21 protein-coding genes are annotated in these 24,657 nt (G+C 41.5%); 17 read left to right on the top strand and 4 right to left on the bottom strand.

Annotated features, from left to right (window positions below):
* Window positions 1-132: 132 nt before the first annotated feature.
* Window positions 133-1,566, bottom strand: coding sequence for an L-serine ammonia-lyase (locus tag F0361_RS15585; RefSeq protein ID WP_246160912.1), 1,434 nt, complete (start codon window positions 1,564-1,566; stop codon window positions 133-135).
* Between the two features lie 201 nt (window positions 1,567-1,767).
* On the opposite strand from F0361_RS15585, the gene dnaK reads away from it, so the two are divergent.
* Window positions 1,768-3,684 (top strand): molecular chaperone DnaK, encoded by a 1,917-nt coding sequence (dnaK, locus tag F0361_RS15580; protein WP_138258325.1) that lies wholly within the window; start codon window positions 1,768-1,770, stop codon window positions 3,682-3,684.
* Window positions 3,685-3,843: 159 nt separating this feature from the next.
* Window positions 3,844-4,746, top strand: a complete 903-nt coding sequence (locus F0361_RS15575) for a hypothetical protein (RefSeq protein ID WP_154919995.1) — start codon at window positions 3,844-3,846, stop codon at window positions 4,744-4,746.
* Between the two features lie 13 nt (window positions 4,747-4,759).
* Here F0361_RS15575 and F0361_RS15570 read toward each other — a convergent pair whose 3' ends face one another.
* On the bottom strand, window positions 4,760-5,314 hold the full coding sequence (locus tag F0361_RS15570; protein WP_154919993.1) for a GNAT family N-acetyltransferase: 555 nt from the start codon (window positions 5,312-5,314) through the stop codon (window positions 4,760-4,762).
* A 1-nt stretch (window position 5,315) separates the two neighbouring features.
* Complete coding sequence (locus F0361_RS15565) at window positions 5,316-5,963, bottom strand: alpha/beta hydrolase (protein WP_154919991.1); 648 nt, start codon at window positions 5,961-5,963, stop codon at window positions 5,316-5,318.
* 62 nt (window positions 5,964-6,025) lie between these two features.
* Here F0361_RS15565 and F0361_RS15560 point away from each other — a divergent pair, with 62 nt between their 5' ends.
* The 9 genes from F0361_RS15560 to F0361_RS15520 all read left to right on the top strand — a co-directional run bounded on the left by F0361_RS15560 (window position 6,026) and on the right by F0361_RS15520 (window position 15,551).
* Complete coding sequence (locus F0361_RS15560; protein ID WP_154919988.1) at window positions 6,026-6,448, top strand: PaaI family thioesterase; 423 nt, start codon at window positions 6,026-6,028, stop codon at window positions 6,446-6,448.
* Window position 6,449: 1 nt separating this feature from the next.
* Entirely contained in the window at window positions 6,450-7,556 is a 1,107-nt protein-coding gene (locus F0361_RS15555; protein WP_154919986.1) for a chorismate-binding protein, read from the top strand.
* Window positions 7,557-7,605: 49 nt separating this feature from the next.
* Window positions 7,606-9,366 carry a 2-succinyl-5-enolpyruvyl-6-hydroxy-3-cyclohexene-1-carboxylic-acid synthase gene (gene menD / locus F0361_RS15550; RefSeq protein WP_154919984.1) on the top strand — a complete coding sequence of 587 codons (1,761 nt, stop codon included), beginning with the start codon at window positions 7,606-7,608 and terminating at the stop codon, window positions 9,364-9,366.
* Between the two features lie 27 nt (window positions 9,367-9,393).
* Window positions 9,394-9,732, top strand: a complete 339-nt coding sequence (locus tag F0361_RS15545; RefSeq protein ID WP_154919982.1) for a DUF2853 family protein — start codon at window positions 9,394-9,396, stop codon at window positions 9,730-9,732.
* Between the two features lie 105 nt (window positions 9,733-9,837).
* Complete coding sequence (locus F0361_RS15540) at window positions 9,838-10,671, top strand: CvfB family protein (protein WP_154919980.1); 834 nt, start codon at window positions 9,838-9,840, stop codon at window positions 10,669-10,671.
* 186 nt (window positions 10,672-10,857) lie between these two features.
* Window positions 10,858-11,460 carry an SPOR domain-containing protein gene (locus F0361_RS15535; RefSeq protein ID WP_154919977.1) on the top strand — a complete coding sequence of 201 codons (603 nt, stop codon included), beginning with the start codon at window positions 10,858-10,860 and terminating at the stop codon, window positions 11,458-11,460.
* Between the two features lie 58 nt (window positions 11,461-11,518).
* Window positions 11,519-12,370: a 1,4-dihydroxy-2-naphthoate octaprenyltransferase gene (gene menA, locus F0361_RS15530; protein ID WP_246160911.1), complete on the top strand. Its 852-nt coding sequence runs from the start codon at window positions 11,519-11,521 to the stop codon at window positions 12,368-12,370.
* A 34-nt stretch (window positions 12,371-12,404) separates the two neighbouring features.
* The gene (locus F0361_RS15525; protein ID WP_138258336.1) at window positions 12,405-13,169 is read left to right on the top strand and encodes a LytR/AlgR family response regulator transcription factor; all 765 of its coding nucleotides are present in this window, start codon (window positions 12,405-12,407) and stop codon (window positions 13,167-13,169) included.
* 429 nt (window positions 13,170-13,598) lie between these two features.
* Window positions 13,599-15,551 (top strand): sensor histidine kinase, encoded by a 1,953-nt coding sequence (locus F0361_RS15520; protein WP_246160910.1) that lies wholly within the window; start codon window positions 13,599-13,601, stop codon window positions 15,549-15,551.
* A 2-nt stretch (window positions 15,552-15,553) separates the two neighbouring features.
* Here F0361_RS15520 and F0361_RS15515 read toward each other — a convergent pair whose 3' ends face one another.
* Window positions 15,554-16,348, bottom strand: a complete 795-nt coding sequence (locus tag F0361_RS15515) for an SDR family oxidoreductase (protein ID WP_154919970.1) — start codon at window positions 16,346-16,348, stop codon at window positions 15,554-15,556.
* Window positions 16,349-16,443: 95 nt separating this feature from the next.
* Between F0361_RS15515 and F0361_RS15510 the strand changes: the two genes are divergently transcribed.
* The 6 genes from F0361_RS15510 to F0361_RS15485 all read left to right on the top strand — a co-directional run bounded on the left by F0361_RS15510 (window position 16,444) and on the right by F0361_RS15485 (window position 24,629).
* Window positions 16,444-17,496 carry an o-succinylbenzoate synthase gene (locus tag F0361_RS15510; RefSeq protein WP_154919967.1) on the top strand — a complete coding sequence of 351 codons (1,053 nt, stop codon included), beginning with the start codon at window positions 16,444-16,446 and terminating at the stop codon, window positions 17,494-17,496.
* Window positions 17,487-18,434 (top strand): CPBP family intramembrane glutamic endopeptidase, encoded by a 948-nt coding sequence (locus F0361_RS15505; protein WP_154919962.1) that lies wholly within the window; start codon window positions 17,487-17,489, stop codon window positions 18,432-18,434. Before F0361_RS15510 ends, F0361_RS15505 begins: the two co-directional genes overlap by 10 nt.
* A 6-nt stretch (window positions 18,435-18,440) precedes the next feature.
* Window positions 18,441-19,517 (top strand): AMP-binding protein, encoded by a 1,077-nt coding sequence (locus tag F0361_RS15500; RefSeq protein WP_154919958.1) that lies wholly within the window; start codon window positions 18,441-18,443, stop codon window positions 19,515-19,517.
* 10 nt (window positions 19,518-19,527) lie between these two features.
* Complete coding sequence (locus tag F0361_RS15495) at window positions 19,528-20,877, top strand: M24 family metallopeptidase (protein ID WP_154919954.1); 1,350 nt, start codon at window positions 19,528-19,530, stop codon at window positions 20,875-20,877.
* Window positions 20,878-21,048: 171 nt separating this feature from the next.
* Window positions 21,049-22,785, top strand: a complete 1,737-nt coding sequence (locus F0361_RS15490) for a carboxypeptidase-like regulatory domain-containing protein (RefSeq protein ID WP_154919950.1) — start codon at window positions 21,049-21,051, stop codon at window positions 22,783-22,785.
* An 86-nt stretch (window positions 22,786-22,871) separates the two neighbouring features.
* Complete coding sequence (locus F0361_RS15485; protein WP_154919947.1) at window positions 22,872-24,629, top strand: hypothetical protein; 1,758 nt, start codon at window positions 22,872-22,874, stop codon at window positions 24,627-24,629.
* Window positions 24,630-24,657 lie beyond the last annotated feature (28 nt).

Genomic DNA, 24,657 nt, shown 5'->3' with positions numbered 1-24,657 from the left:
ATCCCTCAATGAGGGTTTCACACCTATAAAATAGACTAATGGTTTAATTATTGAACATTTTATCTTTTATAGGTATTGAACTTGTCATAATTAATCCCTGGAATAGGGGTATCATGCCCATATAATATGTTTTTAGCAATCGCTTAGGAATACACCAACGGCCAATCCGCCTTCGGAGGTTTCCTTGTATTTGGAACTCATATCCTTGGCGGTTTCCCACATGGTCTGTACTACTTTGTCCAAGGGGACCTTGGCTTCTGCCGGATCGGAACCCAAGGCCAATTCCGCCGCATTAATAGCTTTGATGGCTCCCATGGAATTTCGTTCTATACAGGGAATCTGAACCAATCCACCAATGGGATCACAGGTAAGTCCCAAGTGATGTTCCATGGCGATTTCCGCGGCCATGAGCACTTGTTCCGGTGATCCGCCCAAGAGTTCTGTTAAAGCTCCCGCCGCCATTGCCGAGGAAACCCCAATTTCCGCCTGGCAACCGCCCATGGCTGCGGAAATGGTCGCGCCTTTTTTGAAGATGCTGCCTATTTCCCCCGCAACCAACAAGAACTGTTTTATGTGTTCAAAATTCCCCGCGTGGTTTTCAATGACCATATAATACATAAGGACTGCGGGGATTACCCCGGCACTGCCATTGGTAGGTGCGGTAACCACCCTTCCCAAGGAGGCGTTTACTTCATTGACGCTCAAGGCGAAACAACTTACCCATTGCAGGATTTGCCTGAATTTTACCTCTGTCTGTCGGATGGATTGCAGCCATTCTTCCGGATTGGAGTAGGGCAGGTCCCCTTTCAGGTTTTCATGCAGTTCGAAGGCCCTTCGTTTTACATTGAGACCCCCGGGCAGTTTTCCTTCGGTGTGGCAGCCAAGGTACATACACTCCAGCATGGTGTTCCAAACCCGATTTATCTGATGGTCGATTTCATCATCGGATCGTAAGGACCGTTCATTCTCCCAAACAATTTGGGAGATGGATTTTGATTCTTTTTGGCAGATTAGCAATAATTCCTGTCCATTTTCTATGGGATACGGAAAGCTGTTGAAAACGCTATTTTTTCTTTTGGCATTTTTACGTTCCTCCACGACAACGAAACCTCCACCAATGGAATAATAGGTTTTGGCGGTCTTTTTTCCATCTGTCAAAATCGCCTCAAACTTTAAACCGTTCGCATGGAAGGGAAGGAACTTTTTATGGAAAACGATGTCTTTTTCCGGGTCAAAATCCAAAGTTTTACTTCCCCCAAAATTCAACTTTCGGGTACTTTTTACATCTTGGACATATGTCTGAATGTTTTCTATGGCAATCGTTTCCGGATCGGTGCCCAATAGCCCTAAAATAATGGCATAATCCGTGGCATGGCCTTTCCCCGTTAACGAAAGGGAACCATAGACATGGACAGAAATGGAAGCTACTTTTTCAAATTTGCCCTCTTTCTTAAGCTCCAAGATCCAACGTTCCGCGGCTCGCCAAGGTCCCAAGGTATGGGAGCTGGATGGGCCTATGCCTATTTTGAGCATGTCAAAAATGCTTATGCTTTCTCTTTGTTCCATTATCTTTTAAAAAGTCGAATACTAATGTACAAAGTTAGATCGAGGTGTAAATTGTTTTTCCATTTTGAATTCACTCCAAGCCCAATCATTCGGGTTCAAAAACAAATAAATGACATCCTGTCAGTTTTTATCCCTTGGCATATTGTTTGTCATTTAAAGGTTGATTGAAAAATTAAGCACTTAAATTTTAAAACATATACAATGAGTAAGATTATTGGAATAGATTTGGGTACTACCAACTCCTGTGTCTCCGTGATGGAGGGTAATGAGCCAGTAGTAATTCCAAACGCAGAAGGAAAAAGAACAACACCGTCGGTCATAGCTTTTGTGGAGGGCGGTGAAATCAAGGTGGGTGACCCTGCAAAAAGGCAGGCAGTAACCAATCCGCATAAGACCATTTACTCCATAAAGCGTTTTATGGGGAACAAGTTCTCCGAATCTGAGAAAGAAGCTAAAAGGGTCCCTTACAAAGTAACCAAAGGTGATAACGATACGCCCAGGGTAGATATCGACGGTCGTTTGTATACGCCTCAGGAACTATCGGCCATGATCCTTCAAAAAATGAAGAAAACTGCTGAGGATTATTTGGGTCAGGATGTTACAAGGGCCGTTATTACGGTACCTGCCTACTTTAACGATTCCCAAAGACAGGCCACCAAAGAAGCGGGAGAAATTGCCGGACTTACCGTTGAGCGAATCATTAACGAACCTACGGCTGCCTCTTTGGCCTATGGTCTTGACAAAAAGGACACCGACCAGAAAATTGTGGTATTCGACTTTGGTGGTGGTACGCATGATGTTTCCATCCTAGAATTGGGTGATGGCGTTTTTGAAGTTTTGGCTACCGATGGTGATACCCACTTGGGTGGTGATGATGTGGACCAAAAGATAATCGACTGGTTGGCCGAGGAATTCAAGGCCGAAGAAGGATTGGACCTACGTGACGACTCCATGGCACTACAAAGATTACGTGAGGCAGCGGAGAAAGCCAAAATTGAATTGTCCTCCTCTTCCCAAACGGAAATCAACTTGCCATACGTAACCGCTACGGCTACAGGACCTAAGCACTTGGTGCGTACCTTGACAAAATCCAAATTTGAGCAATTGATAGCGGATTTGGTCAAAAGAACCATTGAGCCATGTGAAAAGGCATTGAAATCTGCCGGACTTTCAAAAAGCGATATCGATGAAATCATTTTGGTAGGTGGTTCCACAAGGATACCGGCCGTTCAGGAAGCTGTGGAAAAATTCTTTGGAAAGAAACCTTCCAAAGGTGTAAATCCAGATGAGGTGGTTGCCATTGGTGCCGCAATTCAAGGTGGTGTATTGACAGGGGACGTAAAAGATGTGTTGTTGTTAGATGTTACGCCATTATCCCTAGGTATCGAGACTATGGGTAGCGTTATGACAAAATTAATCGAGGCGAATACTACGATTCCTACCAAGAAATCCCAAGTGTTCTCTACCGCTGCTGACAATCAGCCATCCGTTGAAATACACGTGTTACAAGGGGAAAGACCCATGGCCGCCGATAACAAGACAATTGGAAAGTTCCACTTGGACGGGATACCACCTGCACCAAGGGGAACACCACAGATCGAAGTAACTTTTGATATAGATGCCAATGGTATCATCAAGGTTTCCGCGACCGACAAGGCCACCGGAAAATCACAGGATATTCGAATTGAGGCATCTTCCGGATTGACAGAGGAGGAAATCAAAAAGATGAAGGCCGAAGCCGAGGCGAATGCCGAAAGCGATAAAAAAGCGAAGGAAAAAGCCGATAAATTGAACGAGGCCGATGGCATGATTTTCCAGACCGAAAAGCAGTTGGCCGAGTTTGGCGATAAACTGTCCGCGGACAAGAAAAAACCGATCGAGGATGCGTTGGCGGAGTTAAAAACGGCTTATGAATCCAAAGATTTGGCCGTAATCACACCGGCTTTGGATAAAATCAACGAGGCTTGGAAAGTAGCTTCTGAAGAGATGTACAAGGCACAGGCCGAAGCGCAACAAGGTGGAGGAAGTGCTGCCCAAGGCGAACCTACTGCTGATAGTAGCGGTAGCGCAACCGAAGGCGATAACGTTGAGGACGTAGACTTCGAAGAAGTCAAGTAGCCTGTCCTGAGCGTAGTCGAAGGGTAGACTTCGAAGAAGTCAAGTAACGTAGATATATTTTTTAATATCTTACTATCAAGAAAAGGAGCGATAATCATCGCTCCTTTTTTATTTTGGAATGTAATTTGTTTGGGGAGGTAATTGAGTTAATTTTGTACTATGGTAAAAAACTATCCCCATATATTCTTTTTGGTTTTATTGGCTTTGCCCACCACTTCCTTTACCCAGGAGATAAGAATCTTTACGGTATCGGATTTTGATTTGAAGGATAGCGTCAAAACCTGTCTTGTCAGTACAAAATATGGTAAGGAGGAGTATGATTTCAATCAGAGGGGGTTGCTTACCAAATCGGTTACCCGATATAATGAATCGGACTATGACGTAGTCTATTATAAATATCAGGACAGCCTTTTGGTCGAAAAACGGTCCGAAACCTACCGGGACAATAAATTCGACCCAGGAACTTCCATAGCGCACTTTTTTAAACTGGATACCATCGGGCAAACAAAGATTACGGAGAACATCATCTCTTATGATAAGGAGTTTTTGGACCAATATATCTACACCTATGACGATAAGGGCGATCTGACCAAAATTGTTAGGACCAACGATGAAGGCACGGATGAAACACAGGTGGAATACAAGAAATACAAAGGCGAGTATACCATCACCTATTTACTTAACGATGTACCCTTAAAATCGATACGGACTTCCTTTCAGACAAAAAATGGGGAGAAGCAAAAAATCGTACTTACCAAGGAATTTTTAAAAGGAGAGGCCACCAAGGCCTACGAGGAAGTATTTGGACCCAATGGGAAATTGTTGGCCCAACAGGAGTTTGAATATGATTTGGAGACCAAAAAGTTTGTCCCTACCGTAAGGACCACCTTTGAATATGATACAAACGGTATGTTGGTACAGGAAATTAAAAGGGGCGAAACTATTTTGGATAAAAAGGAGTATATCTATCAATACGATAGGGAGGGGGAAGGTAATTGGGTGAAGCAAATCGTAACCCCAGAAAATACCTATACAACCCGGAAAATCACCTATTACGAATGAGGTGTCCGGGAATCTACAAAACCTTACGCTGTTCCCATTCCTCCCTCAAAAGCCCGTAACAGCAGGTGTTTCTTTTAAACCCGTCCAATAGGTAGACATCCTTTCTAAGAATACCTTCCAGTTTGCATCCCAATTTTTCGACCGCTCTTCTGGATTTTAAGTTTCTTTCGTCCACCCGAAACTCTACTTTCTGAAAATCCATGTCCACAAAGGCATGGTGTAGCATGAGCCGTTTCATTTCCCTATTCAGACCCGTTCCTTGAAATTCGTTCCCGATCCATGTGGAACCAATATGAAGCACTTTGTTTTTCCAATGTATGTTCATATACCGGGTACTGCCCGCGTATCTGTGTACGGCCTTATCAAAAATGATAAAGGGAATGCCCAACTTTTGTGCCTGTTGCTCCAAGGCCATAAGAACGTAATTCTTGAGGGCTTCCGGGGTTTCGATATCGGAAGGGGAGTATTGGACCAGTTTCTTTTGGGAAGCAATGGGAAGGAGGTTTTCATAGTTCTCCAAAGTCAATGGTGATAGTTTCACCCGGTCGTTTTCCAGAACAATCTCCATATTAATAGGCAAAGGAATTAATGATTTCTTTTTTCAGTTCGTGGCCACCGTTAAAAGTAATTTGTTTTGCGGTGCCCTGAAAAAGTTGGTCTAATTTTTCGGTTTCCTCTTCCAATCTTTTGGCGTTGATGTATTCGTCTTCTGTACCAACCACGGAATACACGGCTGTAGCATCCTTTATCAATCTTTCAAAATCGGTCGCTTTCAATTCATCGGGGATACCCCCCGCGTATAAAATCAACTTGGAACATTTTAGGTTTGTTTTTGCCAAAAGTCGTGTTGCAACGGATACCCCTTGCGAAAACCCGAAGACGATTAATTGGCAATGACTCGGGATGTTTTCGGATTCCAAAATCTTACCTACATAATTGAGGATATTTTGGGTTTCTTGCTCCCTGTCCACCCGTGTCAACCAACTTGCTCCCACATGCCTATATTTTCCGTTCAAATAATACTTTGAAGGCGCCTGGGGCGCGATTATATAGTTTTGGTCACTATCCAAATCCTCGAAATATCTCAAAAAGTATTTGCTTAGAAAACCTATGCCATGAAAGGCCAACCAAACATTTTTGGTTTTGGGCCCCAGATCATTCAGGGTTTCATAGGAATTGGTATGTTGGTATTGGACATTTTTTATTGTGGTCTGCATAAATCCATGGTGTCTATTCCTGCCTCTTGGTGTTCTATTGCTTAATTTTACAAAAAAAAAGCATGGGCGAACACAAAGATAAGATACTTGAGGTCTGCAATAACTCCTCAAAGAATACCCTCATGGAAACCTTGAACATTTCGTATGTAGATGTAGGGGAGGATTTCCTAATTGCTAAAATGCCGGTAAACCCAAGGGTGCATCAGCCGGACGGGGTGCTCCACGGAGGCGCTATGGTAGCATTGGCCGAAAGTGTAGGGAGTATGGCCTCCTATGTATTTTTGAATGCAGCGGAGTTCTTTGTTAGGGGAATCGAGATTTCCGCCAATCACGTTAAAAGTGTGAAGGAGGGCTTTGTGTATGCGAAGGCTTCATTTATCCATAAGGGGAGGACTACACAGGTTTGGGATATTCGCATAACGAACGAGGAGGACCAATTGATATCGGTCTGTAAACTCACCACGATTGCCCTTCCAAAGAAGTAAGATGGCGTATCCAATTTTAAATAGGGCCCAAGGTCAATTGGAGCAAGGTCTCCCTTTCGTGATTTATAAAAAACCGAAAGAATTTGAAATTAAGGGTGTTTTTCAGCGGGATACACAACTCCATTCCGTTACCGATTTTACCGAAAGTGGTTTTGTATTTGCCCCATTCGATACCGTGCAAAGTCCGATTCTAATACAATGCGATGAAGTCCTTTCCGAAGTTTTTACCCCCGGGAACATAAGTACGACCAAAAACCCTCTAAAAAAGGAAGTTGGGGCATCCGAATCCTATGAAAGAATGGTTTCCAGGGCCATCGAAGCTATCAAATCCGGCCAACTGGAAAAGGTGGTGCTTTCAAGAAAAAAGGAGGTGCGTGTTGCCGCCTCCGCACTGGTCATTTTTCAACGTCTGGTACATGCTTATGAAAATGCCCTGTGCTATTTATGGCATCACCCAAAGATCGGGACATGGTTGGGCGCCACTCCGGAAATTCTATTAAAGAGTAGGGGAAATTCCTTTGTAACCATGTCCTTGGCAGGAACGCAAATGGTACGGGAGGAAGTGGAAATGCCCGAATGGGAGAAGAAGGAACTGCACGAACAGCAGTTGGTGACGGATTATATAGCGACGGCTTTACAGGACACTACGACCGACTTAAAAATTGGGGATTTGGAGTCCGTCCGGGCGGGGCAACTATGGCATTTAAGGACCAAGATTTCGGGTCGTTTCGAAAGGGAAAAGCTTGGGACTTTGATAAGGGCGTTACATCCTACACCTGCGGTTTGTGGTATTCCAACCAAAAGGGCAAAAAAGTTCATTTTGGAGAACGAGCATTATGACCGAATGTTCTATACGGGATACTTGGGGGAATTAAACCTGAAAAATGAAGTGGAACGAAGCACGAACCCTCGGAATACGGAACAAAAAGCATATCGTTCCGTGTTGGAATCGACGGAACTTTTTGTCAATCTGCGCTGCATGCAACTGGACGGCACGGCGGCAAGTATTTTTATTGGGGGTGGAATAACCTCAGATTCAGACCCTTGGAAAGAATGGGAGGAGACAGAAAATAAAAGCCAGACCATTTTAAAGGTACTCTTGGATTAAGTGCTTAACAATTGGTTTTTGAAGCCCATAGGTCTTAATTTTGTAGTTGATGAATTACTCCAACATACCCGTGGCCCAATCCATTATTGGGCATTGTAAAGTCAATGGGATTAATAATATAATCATTTCGCCCGGTTCCAGAAATGCACCGTTAACCTTATCTTTTACAGAGGATCCTTTTTTTGATTGTTTTAGCATCGTTGATGAGCGTTGTGCAGCATTTTTCGCATTGGGTATGGCCCAGAATTTGCAACGGCCCGTGGCTTTGGTTTGCACTTCGGGGAGTGCGTTGTTGAATTACTATCCTGCCATTGCCGAAGCTTTCTACAGTGAAATTCCGCTCGTTGTCATTTCTGCGGATAGACCCTCCTATAAAATTGATATTGGCGATGGTCAGACCATCCGTCAGGACCATGTTTATGACAGGCACATTGGATATTCGGCAAATCTAAGGCAAGACCTTATCCACGCGACGGGAAGAATTAACAGATACCGACCCGAGTGGTTGGAGGGTAAGGATTTAAAGACGGAACAGGAACTTGTGGATACCTTTAATCATGGCGAACTGAACAAGGCATTTTCCATAGTGATCCAAAATAAGCTTCCCGTACATGTGAACGTTCCGTTTGAGGAACCTTTATACGATCTTGAAGAAATGGATTTGATGCTTCCCGATGCCATTCCGGCTCCTATGCAAAACCCATTGAACCTTCCTGATGAAGTCTTGGATAGCTGGAACAATGCCGAAAAAAAGATAGTATTGGTGGGGGTAAACCATCCAAATTCTATTTCAAAGGATGTGTTGGATACCTTGGGTAATGACGCCTCGGTTGTGGTTTTTACTGAAACCACCTCCAATATCCATCACCCAAATTTTTTTAACAGCATTGATTCCATTTTAGCTCCTATTGAATTAAGTGGTTCAAAGCATACCTTATTCGAAAACCTAAGACCTGATGTGCTGATCACTGTCGGTGGACATGTAGTCTCCAAAAAAATAAAAGCGTTTTTAAGGGAATATACCCCAAAGTACCATTGGCATGTAGGTGCCACCAAGGCAAATGATACCTTCTTTTGTTTGGGTAAGCACTTTGAATATTCGGTCAATGATTTTTTCCGCAAGTTATACGACCAGAATGGTAAAAAGTCTTCTCCTTATTTTGAAAAATGGAACCACGTAAAGTTGCAGTATATGAAAGGGCGGAAATTGTATTTGAAGAAGATTCCATATTCGGATTTTCTTGTATTTGATAAGCTATTACAATCAATTCCTAAAAACTATCAGTTGCAGTTGGCCAACAGCTCAACGATACGGTATACACAGCTCTTTGAATTGGACCCTACGCTAGAGGTGTTTTGTAACAGGGGCACCAGTGGTATTGACGGCAGTACGTCCACGGCAATGGGTGCATCGGTATATAATGAATCGCCCACGTTATTGATAACGGGCGACCTTAGTTTTTTCTATGATAGCAATGCCCTATGGAATGACTATATAAGGTCAGATTTTAGAATTATACTGATAAACAATGGGGGAGGAGGAATCTTTCGGATACTCCCTGGCAGGAAGGATACCGAGGCGTACGAACGTTTTTTTGAGACCAAGCATGCGCTGAAAGCTTCCCAATTATGTGAAATGTTCCATGTTGGTTATAGTACCGCGGACGACGGGAATAGTTTGGAAAAGGCCTTGGAAGAATTCTACAAACCTGCCGACTTACCAAAACTTTTGGAAGTACATACCCCTAGACTTATCAATAATAAAATTTTGACGGATTATTTTCATTTCATATCTTGTAAGGAATATTAACTATTAATTAAATAAGACACTAAAATTATGAGTAAAAGAGACGAGCTTATTGAAAAATATGCAGCCGACATCAAGGATAAATTCGGTGAGACTGCAGACATGGATTTGCTTACCAAAGTAACCGTTGGTTTAGGGCCATCAATTTACAACCTTGACGCCTCCAAAGTGTCTGGAGGTGACGAAAAGGAACTTGAAACGGTAAAGAACAACTACCTGATAAAGAAATTGGGACTAAGTGACGGTCCTCAATTAATGGAGGCTATCAAATCCGTTTTGGATAAATATGGTTCATCCAATAAGAACAAGCATAGAGCTGTTGTATATTACATGCTATGTAAGCATTTCAAAAAGGCATCCGTTTATTAATAGATAGAATAGTAAAGTATTAAAAAAAGCTGCTTCCTTTGGGGCAGCTTTTTTATTTACGACATTGTTTAATTGCCCCGTTATTTATTGTACTAACTTTGCAACATGATAGAAATAGGAAGAAAAAATGTCTTAAAAATCCTTAGGGATACCAGTGTAGGACTGTTTCTTGGAGACGATGAAGGCAATGATGTATTGTTGCCAAATAAATATGTGCCTGAATCCTACGAGATCGGGGGACAAATAGAGGTGTTCTGTTATTTGGATTATGACGAAAGGCCCGTAGCCACTACCTTGGAGCCGGATATTATGTTAGGGGAGTTTCGATTGCTTCAGGTTGCCGAAGTCAATGAGTTTGGTGCCTTTATGGATTGGGGCTTGGAGAAACACCTGTTAGTGCCTTTTAGGGAACAACGAAGCAAAATGAAGCAAGGCCAGTGGTACGTGGTACATTGTTATTTAGACGAAAAGACGGGCCGTTTGGTCGCATCCAATAAACTGGATAAATTTTTGAGCAATGAAAACCTAAATCTAAAGGAGTGGGAGGAAGTGGATTTGGTCATTATACGTCAAACCGAGTTAGGCTGGGAAGTCATTGTGAACGAAAAGCACAAAGGTTTGGTATATTTCAACGAAGTCTTCAAATCGGTCAATATTGGGGACGTGATACCGGGTTGCGTGAAAAAAATAAGGAAGGACAATAAATTGGATATATCCTTGCAGCCCCTTGGGACAAAGGTTCTTGAGCCGGCCGCCAATAAGATTTACAATGTATTGAAGGAAAAGGGAGGCTTTTTGCCCTTTCACGATAAATCAGACCCAGAAGATATTATGGACATGTTTCAAATGAGCAAGAAAACCTTTAAGAAGGGTTTGGGGACCTTGTATAAGGAAAGAAAGGTTGCCTTGGAGAAGGACGGTATACGTTTGGCCCAATAGGCTGTAATTGTGGGTTGTAGTAAGTAAACGCTTGGTGTTCAATTTTTTATCAGAAAATTGTCACCTTATTTTTTGTGTAGTATGCCGTTAGTCCTATTTTTGTTCTATTACAGAGTTAGAAGTGTAATTCGAACTCTTTTATTTGTTAAATTTAAGGTAGTTTTTTAGACCAAAATACTTCATCATATGCCCTTTATCGAAGAAAGCGATCTTTTAGAGTTGCATAAAGACATAGATAAGGCCCAAATAATCAATGAGCGCCTTTTAGATCAAATAAAATTTAAAAACAAGGAGCTTAAACGCAGTAAAATACAGCGAAATATTTTCGCGGGGATTACCGCTTTTTTCTTGATAGGAGGGTTGGCCCTTACTTCTTTTACGGCTGGTCTAAAAACCTCAAATTCGTTGGACAAACAAAACAATAATTTATTGGTATCCATAGATAGTTTGGATGCTATAAAAACCCGTATCGACAATTTAAAAGCTCAAAATGATGAGCTAAGCTTGGTAAAGGAGTTTTATTTGGCGAAACAATTCCTAGAGAAGGAAAAAATATATTCGGTGCAGGTTAAGTCCTTTGTAGACAACAATGTAACACTTGCTTCTGAAGCCTTGACCAATACCTTATTTGTAAAAACGAATCCTTTTTATTCCTATTCCTTGGGAACTTTCGAGACTTTGGAAGAGGCCAGGTCGTTTAGGCAGCAACTGGTAAACCTTGGTTTTGAGGACGCCTTTGTGGCATCTTATAAAGAAGGGAAAAGAGTTCAAATAGAAGATCCATATTAGAGTGCCCCAGTTTAAGGCGTGGATAAACGCCGCAAGGTTAAGAACCCTTCCATTATCGGTGTCAGGTATATTAGTTGGTGCTACCTTGGCCTCGTACTTTGGCCACTCCAGCCCACTTATTTTTTGGTTGGCCATTTTGACCACCATAGGTTTTCAGATCACTTCAAACTTTGCCAACGATTATGGTGATGGCGTAAAAGGCACGGACAACGAAAATAGGATCGGTCCCAAGCGTGCACTACAAAGCGGGCTATTGACCCAAGGTTCTTTGAAAAAAGGAATCCTAATATCCATTATAATTGATTTGTTATTAATATTGGCATTGCTTTATTTTTCATTTGGCATGAAGGAAATAGTATGGGTACTGCTTTTTCTACTTTTGGGTGTGCTGAGTATTTGGGCAGCGGTAAGATATACCGTTGGTAAAAATGCCTATGGCTATCAGGGATTGGGAGATGTTTTTGTATTCCTCTTTTTTGGATTATTGTCTGTTATAGGTAGCATGTTTTTGTTCGTCAAGACTATTTTTTGGATTTCCTTTCTGCCCGCGATTACGGTAGGCCTTTTAAGCGTTGGAGTCCTAAACCTGAATAATTTGAGGGACCATGCGTCTGATGAGGATTCCGGCAAGATTACGATGATCGTTAAGATTGGCTTTAAAAAAGGGAAATTTTACCATTTTACCATTTTAATACTAGCTTTCATTTCATGGTCGGCCTTTATACTAGTGACCGCTACGGAATGGAAACATGGGATAAGTTTATTGGCCTTTGTTCCAATTTTTATTCATATGGTCACGGTGTGGTACAATAAATCTCCTGCAATGTTGGACCCGGAACTCAAGAAGGTCGCCTTGAGTACCTTTGCGCTGGCATTGCTCTTTTATTTTAGTTATTACAATTTTTTGTAGTTTTGAACGTTAACCCACTAAACAATTTACAATTTTGGAACAACCTATTAAAATACTAATCGTAGAGGACAACGTAATCATCGCAGATGATATGCAGTCCATGTTGGAGGAAATTGGGTATGAAATTGTAGATAATGTTATCGTTTATGAGCAAGCTGTTGAGGTCCTTAAGACAAAACAGGTAGACCTTGTCCTGATTGACATTATTCTTGCCTCCGATAAAACAGGAATCGACCTAGGGAAACATATTAGAGAAAACTATGACATCCCTTTTATTTTCGTAACCTCAAACTCGGACAGGGCTACTGTAGAAAACGCCAAAACGGTTAAACCCAATGGTTATTTGGTAAAACCCTTTGAGCAGCAAGATTTGTACACTTCCATAGAAATAGCCCTTTCGAATTTTATCTATGGTAAACAGGCTTCCGGTAAGACTACCAATAATTTGGAAGAATCCAACGAGGATGTCCCCATGAGCAATTCGATTCTAAAGGATTCCATTTTTGTTAAAAAGCAGCATCTTTATTATAGAATTCAATTTGGTGATATCCAATTTATAAAGGCCGATAATGTCTATTTAGAGGTAAATACTGCGGACAAAAAGTTCTTGGTACGCTCTCCCCTTAAGGATTATTTGGAAAAATTACCTCAGAACAAGTTTTATAGAGCTCATAAATCGTATATCGTAAATGTAGACCATATAGATGCTATCAATTCAAAGGATATTATGATAAACAATACCTTGATTCCTATTTCAAAGGATTTTAAGGAGCTTATCATTTCAGCGATGAATTCTTAGAATTTTCATTAGGATTTAATCATATTCATAGTTCCGTTTATCGATTAAGTGTATTAAAAATCGGTTGAAATGGCATGATTGTCGTTTAACTGCATCTTCACAACAAAAAATCGACATTATACAACATTAAATCAGGACCGGCCCTTCTAAGTAATATTTTTGTAATGATAAGATATTCCGCAATACGATTTTTCTAATGATTGTTGGGAAATAGTTATTGTGAATTCTCTTTGGGATATAGATTTATGTCTTTGGTGGGATTTTTAAACATGCGGATATCTACTAAAATTACTTGAATTGATGGGGTTTACGGCGTAAATTGTTAGGGCAGAAATAACAATTATTTCAGTTGCAATTGTATAGATTATCAGAACGAATATCGCAATACGTCTATTACCTTCTTTTGAGCATGATATGAAAAGAGGTTTTTTGGTACTATTATTAGGTGTATTTTTTCTTCTGTTTACCTCTTTGGAGGTAAACGCACAGGATGTACCATTACAAGGCGAGAATTATTTTGAGCAGTTCAAGCAACTTCCCGATTCAGAAAGTCGAATCGATTTTTTCTTTGATACTTCCAACAGGTATAACCAAAATTCCGCTTACGACTGGTTGGATGCCGTAAATGTTTATTTGAACAGTTCCCAAAAGACCAGCGATAGTACTTCCGTGTCCGATTATCAATTGATCCAGTCGAAAATATACTATGATTTGGGTGATTATGAGAAGAGTTTGGCCATTGCCAAAGAATTGTTCGATGACATGGAAAAATATCCCATGGAAAAGAAAGCGCTCATTCTCAATATCATGGACGATGACTATTCCAAGTTGGAACTTTATGATAAACAGATTGAAATCAGAAGGTTTAAAAGGGAATTTGGACTCACCGATAATGTTTCGTTTTATGATATCTATTCAAGTCTAGGTCAGCATAGAAAGGCTATGGAAGACTATATGACCGAGGAAAAAAAGAACTTGGAAGATGGCGATTTTTATGCCCAGGCGGTCTACAACAATAACATTGGAAATTACCTGCGACTGGATAAATCTACCCCTACGGCATTGGGTTATTTTAAAAAGGCAAAGGCTTTGATAGATGTCTATTTTAGCGATATCATCAATACAAAGACTGAAAATCAAATAAACGAGGGCAATCATTTAAAGGGCGTAATCGTTGGAAACATTGGAAAGTGTTATGTGCAACTAAAGGAATATCAAAAGGCCATCCCTTATTTGGAAGAGAGTATTGACCTTATCAATAAATACAATACGGGGAAGGTTTCCACGGAACTTGTAGAGAATACCTTGGAAATCGCAGAATGTTACCTTCAATTGAACAATTTTGAAAAAGCCACGGACTACCTGAGCAATGACCTCGCCCCAAAAAAGATTAGAAACGTCATCAAAAGAAATAGACTTTACGCTTCCTATTATGACAGGACCGGAGACTATAAAAGCGCCAACGAGTATTTAAAGCAGAATAATAGGATACGAGATTCCTTGGACGATAATGACACCAACATCAAAAGTCAGCAATTGGAGTCGGTTCTAAAACAGGACTTGGAGAATTCCAGAAAGATGGTGGAAGCCCAAAAGGCCGACTTGGAGAAATCCAGAAACGAGATCATTGAAAAGGACGAGAAAATCAGTCTTGTTTTTATTTCCTTGATTTTTACCCTTTTAGGATTTTCCGGGCTGGTATATGCCTACTTGAAAAGTATAAAGAACCAGCGATTGATCGCGGAGCAAAAACATTTTATAGAAAATTCCCTCATTGAAAAGGATTCGCTCTTAAAGGAGATACATCACAGGGTAAAGAACAATCTTCAAATGGTATCCAGCTTGTTGAGCCTACAGACCAAGAATACAAAAAGCAAGGCGGCCATTGAGGCTTTGGAAGAAGGAAAAAGTAGGGTAAAGGCCATGGCCTTGATACATCAAAAACTATATCAGAACGAAGATCTTTCCGTTATTGAAATGCAGGGCTATATTGAAAGTCTGATCAATAGCGTACAATCGGTCTATAAAAAAGGTGGGCATAATATTAATATCACAATCGATGCGGAAGGTGTAGAGCTGGATATTGACCGGGCCATACCCTTTGGACTCATGTTGAACGAATTGGTGTCCAATTCGTTCAAATATGCCTTTCCGAACGATGAGGAAAACGGTAAAATCTACATTCACGTGCGTAAGACGCAAGGGCAGGAAGGATTTTTTGAATATACCGATAACGGTGTGGGCTTACCGGAAGATTCAGAAGAAAGGGCGAATTCCTCCATGGGTATCCGTTTGATGAATCGTTTGGCCAATCAGCTGCAGACGACCCTAAATACCGACCGAACCGCCAAAGGGGTGCGTTTTTGGTTTCACTTCAAGTAGGATTACCTAACCTTACTATTCAAAACGAGTTTGTGCAATAGTTTTGGGAAAAACCGTTTCAAGTATACTCCAAATCTTTCTTTTCCCCCAATATAGACTTCGAATTTTTCAGCAATGATCGCCTCGATTATTTTTTGCGCACATACCGTTGGGGAAATCCCGTTTTTGGTGGCATCATCCTCCGTATTGGAAGAACTTCCATCACCAACCAAAGCATTTTTCGCTACGTTGGTCTGTACGAAACCAGGGCAAATCAATGTTACTAAGATTCCGTCTTTTGCATGTTCCATTCGTAAGGCATCGAAGAAACCATGCAAGGCATGTTTCGCCCCACAATAACCCGATCGGTAAGGCGAGGAAAATTTGCCCATTAGACTTGTTATGGTGACAAAATGACCCGACTTCTTCTCTGTAAAGTGGGGGAGCAAGCATCGGGTTAACTGTATAGCTCCCAGGTAGTTGATATTGATTAGGTTCTGATATACTTTAAAGGCGGTGTCTTTTATCAAAGAACGTTGACTGATGCCCCCGTTATTTATCAAAATATCTATTTTGTCGAAGCACGAAATCGCTTTTTTGGGCATGGTTTCCAGTTCGGCCAAGTTTGCCAAATCCAACGGGAGAACGGCAACGTTTTCGGGAAATTTGCAATTCTTTTTGACGCGTTCCAGTTCAGTTTCCCTTCGGGCCGAAAGGATCGTTTTGGCCCCAAGATCATTCAACTGGTACGCCAACGCTTCCCCAATACCGGAAGAGGCACCCGTAATCCAGACAACTTTATTTTTGATACCGCCCATACAACTTTTATTGAAAGTCAAAATATAGCTAAATTTGAAGGATTCGACTAGGATACCTATGGGGTATTTTATGTTGGAAAGTTTCAAGAACCTCCATGAAGGCCACCTTTAAAAAATACGTACTCAATTTTAAGACTCCTAGCGGGACGTCCAGAGGGGTTTTAAGGACCAAGGAGACTTGGTTCGTGGTGCTGGAACACGGGGAAAAAAAGGGAATAGGGGAGTGCGGATTATTTAAGGGCCTCAGTTACGACGATGTTCCGGGCTATGAGGAAAAGTGTAGATGGGTGGAGCGGAACATTCAAATGGGCAAGTCGGCCTTATTGACGGAACTTAGGGATTTTCCCAGTATCCAATTTGGTTTGGAACAAGCTTTTATTTCCTTGGAAAGGAAAAATCCGTTTACCCTTTTTAATACACCATTTCTACTTGAAAATAAACCAATTCCAATCAATGGCCTTATTTGGATGGGTGATGCCGATTACATGAAGGCTCAGATCAGCGAGAAATTGGAACAAGGTTTTTCCTGTATAAAAATGAAAATTGGGGCCATCGATTTTGAGGTCGAATTGGCACTATTGGAAACTATTCGAAAGGATTTTTCTTCCGATGAAATTGAGCTCAGGGTAGACGCCAATGGCGCTTTTACTCCTGACGAGGCCTTAAAGAAACTCGGGGCCCTAGCGGAGTTTCAGTTGCACTCCATTGAGCAACCCATTAAACAGCGAAATTGGAGGGCCATGCGGGAGCTCTGTAAGCGAACCCCGTTGCCCATTGCGTTGGACGAGGAACTGATCGGTATTACTGAGATTTCGAAAAAAAAGGAACTTTTGGACACCATTAAGCCCCAATATATAATTTTAAAACCTAGTTTGGTAGGTGGGTTTGCGGGTAGCCAGGAATGGATAGATTTGGCCGAAAAGGGGGGAATTGGGTGGTGGATCACCAGTGCCTTGGAGAGCAATATAGGATTGAACGCCATTGCGCAATGGACCGCTTCCTTAGAGAACAAAATGCCCCAGGGCTTGGGAACGGGGTCCCTGTTCACTAATAATTTTGAGAGTCCGCTAGTCGTAAAAAATGGCGGTTTGTATTACGAAAAACATAAAAATTGGGAAGCAAATTTAATTGAACAAATATGTACATAGAACAGGCGTATAAGGGTTTAAGTGAAAGTTGGAGGTTTATACTAGGGGTGTTTGTGGTATTTGGGGCTTGGCAGATTTTTGGCGGCATTCCTTTACTTGTAGCTCTTATTGCATCCGATGCAGCAGGGACGCTGGTGACGGGGGATTTGGGAAGTATGTCCGAAGCCTTGGGTTCCAATACCTTTTTGTTTTTGATGTTGCTCACTTTTGCTATTGGATTGGTTTGTTTGTTGGCCTACGTAGCACTGGGACACAAACAGTCGGTTACTTCTTTAACGACTTCCCGAAAGAAAATAGATTGGAGCCGAATTTTTTACGCATTCGGACTTTGGGCATCCATTTCCATAGCATTGATATTTCTCGATATATGGTTGGCACCAGAAGATTATGCCTTTAATTTCAAATTGGTTCCATTTCTAATTTTGGCTGCTATTTCAATCATTTTTATTCCGATACAAACCAGTATGGAAGAATATTTTATGCGTGGCTATTTGATGCAGGGACTTGGAATCTTGACCAAAAATAGATGGTTTCCCCTAGTTTTTACCTCGCTACTATTTGGAATGTTACATATCTTCAATCCAGAAGTTGAAAAGCTGGGATACGGTATTCTCGTATTCTATATCGGGACAGGGTTTTTTCTGGGCATTCTTACCCTAATGGATGAAGGTTTGGAATTGGCCCTTGGTTTTCATGCTGCTAATAATTTAACGGCTGCCTTGTTGGTCACCGCGGATTGGACGGCTTTTCAGACAGATTCCGTTTATCGGGATATTTCTAATCCGGTATTGGGATGGGACGTTTTGGTGCCTGTATTTGTAATATTTCCCTTGTTGCTATGGTTGTTTTCAAAAAAATACAAATGGAGGAATTGGAAAGAGCGCTTGAAAGGGAAGGTGTTGACACGTGAGGAATTTTTGTCCCAAGAAAATGGGTAGTTTTATATGACCGAGTCCTTGGTACATCCTAATTTTAAGATTAATGGGAAAGCAGTTTCCGGAGATGGACTATGGGAAGTTGCACATCGTTTTATCAAGGAAGGTCATGGTTATCAGGAAAGCGTCGGTCGGTTTCTATTGGATTGGATATCACCATCGGCAAAAATCCATGTAAACACATCGGGTTCTACAGGAAAACCAAAAAAAATAGAGCTCCTAAAAAACCACATGCGAAATAGTGCACTTGCCACAGGGGCGTTTTTCAATTTAAAATCGGGAGATACCTGTTTGTTGTGTTTGTCCTGTGACTATATTGCCGGCAAAATGATGCTCGTACGCGCTATGTTATTGGGGCTGGATATTTATATAGCAGAGCCCACTGCCACACCTTTGCAACAAATTGACCATTTCCAAACATTTCGTTTTTGCGCTATGGTACCCTTACAGGTGCAAGCTTCGCTGGACGCTTTGGAGCGCATAGAGACCTTGATTATTGGGGGTGCGTCGGTATCGAATGCGCTGAAGAAAGAACTGCTTCCCAAGAAAACACGCTGTTTTGAAACCTATGGTATGACGGAAACTATTACCCACGTGGCAATGAGGGAATTATCGGAAGCATCCAAGAACCCCTTTCGGGCATTGCCAAATGTACATTTCTCTTTGGATGATAGGGAATGTTTGGTGATAGACGCGCCTAAAATCGCTTCGAACAAAATAGTCACCAATGATCAGGTGGCATTGGTATCGGACACCGAATTTCTTTGGTTGGGTCGATATGACAATGTCATAAATTCCGGTGGGGTAAAATTGTTTCCGGAAGCCATAGAGGAGAAATTGAGCACGTATCTGCAAGATGCCTGTATCGTTGCTGGAATTGAGGATGAACGTCTGGGGCAAAAATTGGTATTGGTCATGGAATCGGATTCCACACAAAAAATTGATTTGGACCTTTTCAAGGAAATAAAAACGCTGGCGCCCTACGAACGACCAAAAGAAATCTATTATCTTCCTACTTTTATAAGAACCAAGAACGGGAAAATTCAGAGAGAATTGACCCTTCAAAAAGCAATTAATAATCAATAATCCATTTTTTATGCGAAGCATTTTATTCCTTTTAGTATTCACTTTCGTTATAAGAGTTCAAGCACAATATATCCTGCCAGAAAGAGAACGAGCGACCGTAATCGACGAACTGTTGGATGACCGATTTAACAATCTTTTGCCAAAACTCATGGACGAGGCCAATATTGATATGTGGGTGGTCATCTCAAGGGAATACAATGAGGATCCCGTCCTGCGGACGATGTTGCCCGCCACTTGGCTCAATGCCAGGAGACGAACGATTCTACTGTTCTACAGGGATAAGGCCAACAATAAAATTGAAAAATTTGCGGTAGCCCGATATAACGTGGGGAAAAATATTGAATCGGCTTGGGACAAGGAGACCCAGCCGGACCAATGGAAACGATTGATGGAATTGATTTCGGAACGAAACCCGAAGCAAATAGGTCTTAACTATTCCAAGGACCATAATATTGCGGACGGACTCGACAAGACCGATTATGATGAATTCATGTCTAACCTCCCCAAAAAATACACCTCAAAAGTGGTGTCAGCGGAACAATTGGCTGTACGCTGGATTGAAACCAGAACGGAACGCGAAATGGTCATTTACAATCAGTTGGTGGACATTACCCACGATATCATCGCTGAAGCCTTTTCGGAAAAAGTGATTACCCCGGGAATCACTACTACATCGGATGTTGTCTGGTGGATGCGCCAAAAAGTGACGGACCTTGGCCTGGAAACCTGGTTTCACCCAACGGTGGATGTCCAACGCACGAATGCCATGGGAGAGAATTCCGAGTTCTATTCGTTTTCCAATAAACCGGACGATATGGTCATCTTGCCAGGAGATTTATTGCACTGTGATTTCGGAATAACATATCTGAGATTAAATACGGATTGTCAGGAATTGGCCTATGTACTAAAACCGGAAGAAAAGCAGGCTCCCGATTTTCTGGTCAATGGTTTAAAGGATGGCAATAGGGTACAGGATTTCCTGACCCAAAATATGATTGCCGGGAGAACCGGAAATGAGATTCTTATGAAATCACTTGCCGAAGCAAAGGCAGCCGGATTAAGACCATCCATTTATACACATCCTTTGGGAATGTATGGACATTCGGCCGGTACAACGATAGGAATGTGGGATGCCCAGGGCGGTGTGATGAAGGATGATGGGGAAAACTATCCCTTGAATCCCAATACAGTGTATGCCATTGAACTCAATACGACCATTACGATTCCAGAATGGAAACGAGACATACGCATCATGTTGGAGGAAGCAGGATTCTATGGAAAGGATGGTTTCAGATATGTTAATGGTAGGCAAACCGAACTTTTACTCATTCCCAGGGTAAAAGGGCATCAAGGGAATTGATGCTACATTACTATTTTCACTGGGCAAAAAAATACAAAGTAGAATATCGATTGATTTAATAGTAATACTATTGATATTGGGATTATTACTGTTAACAATGTGTTAATAGTTAAATCTTTTCATCGGCTGTATTGATTTATTAGTAACTTTTATACACTAAATCAATACATTATGAAAAAATTGCTTCTTTTTTTCTGCATTATTCCATTGATGTCATTTGCGCAACAAGTGGATTCTAAAATTATTAAGGGAATTGTAAAAGATAATTCCGCTCCAATGGCAAACGTTGCCATAACGACATCGGCTACGCAAAACGCGGTGTACACGGATAAGGATGGTAAGTACAGTATAGGAACTGTTTCAGGTGAGACCTTGACTTTTTCCTATACCGGCATGGAACCGGTGGAAATCATGGTCGAGGATGTAACCCGTATCCTGAATATTACCATGTATCCGAAAATAGAGCAGCTAGAAGAGGTGACGGTCACAAAAAGTGGTCGAAAATCACAAGAAGACTTACAAAAGGAATATGCCACGAACAAACGTTTGATTAAAACGGCTTATGGAATCTTGGATGCGGATAGGGCCCCAGGTCGTATCATGATGCTTAACGAGAATGATATAATGCCTATTGGAATCTGTATCCTGGATGTTGTTAGAAACGAATTTCCAGGTGTTATTGTAAATGGAGACTGTTATAATGGAGGTGACATTATTATTCGGGGTGTGGGGTCTATATCATTTGATGCGGCGGCAATCTATGATATAGATGGGCAAATTTTCACAAACACCCCAATTTGGGTGGACGTGAACAACATAAAAAGGCTGGCCATCCTAAACAATTTCGCCACGGCCACAAAATATGGCGGACTTGCCTCCGGCGGGGTGGTGGTCATCAATACGGTATCCGGGACACAATATCCCAAAACCCTAGTGGACCAGGCCAGGCTACGCAACAACTTTTACGACAACGGAGCTGTTAGCCAGCAGAGTCTTATGAAAAACGCTCCGGAATACCTTAAGGAGCTCCATGCCAGTACGACGGATGATGCGGCGGAAACGGTATTTGGGAACTACCTGTCCAAATATTCCGGGTCGTACTATTTTTTGGTGGATAGTTACCGGTTCTTCATGGAGCGTGGAAACGAAACCTTTGCGGAGGCTTTAATCCGGGAGAATTTTGGGCGTTTCAACGATAACCCCGTGGCCCTGAAATCCCTGGCCTATGTCCATGACAGTTTCGAGGAATATGGTAAGGCCAATGAGCTATACAAGGAAGTCTTCATATTAAGGCCGCATTATGCGCAGTCTTACCTCGATTTGGCCAACAGCTATAGGCAGATTGGGGACTACCAGAAGGCGGTAGGCCTGCACTCCCGTTATGGTTATCTATTGGAGAACGGCTTCATGAGCGACGAGCGCGGGGAGTTTACGGGTCTTATGGACAGGGAGCTCAACAATCTCATCGCCCTTAAGGGCGGAGATTTGATATCCAAGAAAAACTTAAGGAAGTATGCCCTGGAGGATGATTTTAAGGGAACGCGCCTGGTCTTCGAGTGGGCGGATAGCGAGGCGGAGTTTGACCTCCAGTTCGTGAATCCGGAGAACCAATATTTCAAGTGGCAACATAGCTTGAAGGATAACGCCGACCGCATAAAGGACGAAAAGAAGGTGGGCTACTCCGTTACGGAATACCTGATAGACGATTCCCTGCCCGGTACCTGGAAAGTGAATCTTAACTATTTGGGCAACAAAAGCCTTACGCCTACCTATCTGAAGGCAACGGTCTACCATAATTACGGAAGCGCCTCCCAACGCAAGGAGATCAAGGTGTTCAAGTTGTCGACTAGGGAAGTAAACCAGGAACTGTTCTCCTTGAATATTGCTTCCAGGATTGTATCAAGGTAACATTTGATTTGAACATTAAATAACCTTTTTGAATTACAAATACTATCATAGATGTAAAACATTTGAATAATTTTAAAACTACGGTCATGAAAAACCCTAAGCTTACTACATTATTTCTGTTATTATTGTCCTTTCCATTGGGCTGGGCACAAAACCTTCGGGAAATTTCTGGTAAAGTATCAGATAGTTCGGGCCCTTTGGAAGATGTTAGGATAAGCATTAAGGATAAGGTTGATTCCAAAACATTTTCACGTTTGGACGGGAGCTATACCATAAAAGCTCAAACTGGCGATATACTCTTATTTACATATGCAGGAATGAAGACCGTTTCTATTCAAATCGAGGATGTTACACGTTTTATTAATCCTATCATGTACCCATATGTGAATCAATTGGATGAGGTAATCGTGGAAAGCAGTAACAGAATATCTGCAAATGTGATGGCCCAAAGATATTTTGAGCGCAGAAATGGTATCCAAAGTGCCTACGGCTTTATAGATGGGGATAGGACCGCAGGAAACATACTTTTTTTGGAGCAAGAAGATATAATGCCGGTAAACCTTGGGTTGGCAAATCTTTTGCAAAACAGGTTTCCAGGAGTTTCAACAGGTATTTTACAAAATCTTGCAAGCGGGGTGCCCGTATTTTTGATGAGAGGAGCCTCAATGACCGCTGCGCCACAGCCTGCGATATTTGATGTTGATGGCCAAGTTTTTACAAATTTTCCCAATTGGCTTGACATAGGAAACATAAAACGTATTGCCATAATTACAAGTTTGTCCATGACCGTTAAATACGGGTCTTTGGGCTCTGGTGGTGTCGTTGTTATCAATACATTTTCGGGACCACCGACCCCTGAATCCCATTCAAAAAAATATTTGGGTAATAGCGAGTTTTATGAGGGGGATGCCGTAGGAATGGACGTCATTCGTAACAATTGGCCAGAATATAAAAAATCATTGTACGCAAGTACATCATTGGGAATGGCAAAATCCTTGTATGGAGAATGGTCACAAAAATATGGTAGTGCACCTTATTTTATTCTAGATGCCCAACACTTTTTTGCAACTGAAATGAATGATCCGGAATTTGCACAACAAATAGTTGAAGAGCATTATTCTGAGTTTCAAAATAATCCTGTTTTATTAAAAGCTTTGGCTTATCAATACGAAGTGCAAGGTGAAAGGAAGAAAGCAAATGACATTTATAAGGAAATTTTCTTGTTAAGACCTCATTATGCACAAAGCTACTTGGATATGGCAAGGAGTTATAGGGATTTGGGCCAATTTAATCAAGCGGCGGCCATTCATGCCAGATACAACTACCTATTGGATGAAGGTTTTATGGAAGCGGATATTCAAAGTGTACAAGAGATTATGTCCACGGAATTCAATAATCTGATATCCATGGAAAATGTTTTGGTAGAGAGACAATTAAACAATGAGTCTAATTTGGAAATACCTCTAATAAAAGGTACTCGGCTGGTATTTGAATGGAACGATGGTGAGGCTGAATTTGAACTGCAATTTGTTAGTCCAGTGGGACAATCCCATGTTTGGAAACATACTTTACGGGACAATGGTGACCTTATAGAAAGGGAGAAAAAATATGGTTTTTCCACCATGGAAGTTACTATAGATGAGGATTTGCCTGGTACTTGTGTGGTGAATGCTAAATATTTAGGAAATAAAAGTTTGACACCAACATACTTGAAGGCAACTATCTACAGTGATTATGGTAGTGATAAGCAGCAAAAGGAAGTAAAACTGTTTCCCCTTCAGTTAAAAGAGGTAAATCAAAAACTATTTAGTTTTTCCAATGCCATAGGCGTTGCACTAAATTAATTGAAATTTGGATATTATTTGTTCTAAA

Origin of the sequence: Maribacter flavus (assembly GCF_008386635.1) — a bacterium.
Classification (GTDB): Bacteria; Bacteroidota; Bacteroidia; order Flavobacteriales; family Flavobacteriaceae; genus Maribacter; species Maribacter flavus.
This window is presented reverse-complemented; position numbering and strand designations above follow the sequence as displayed.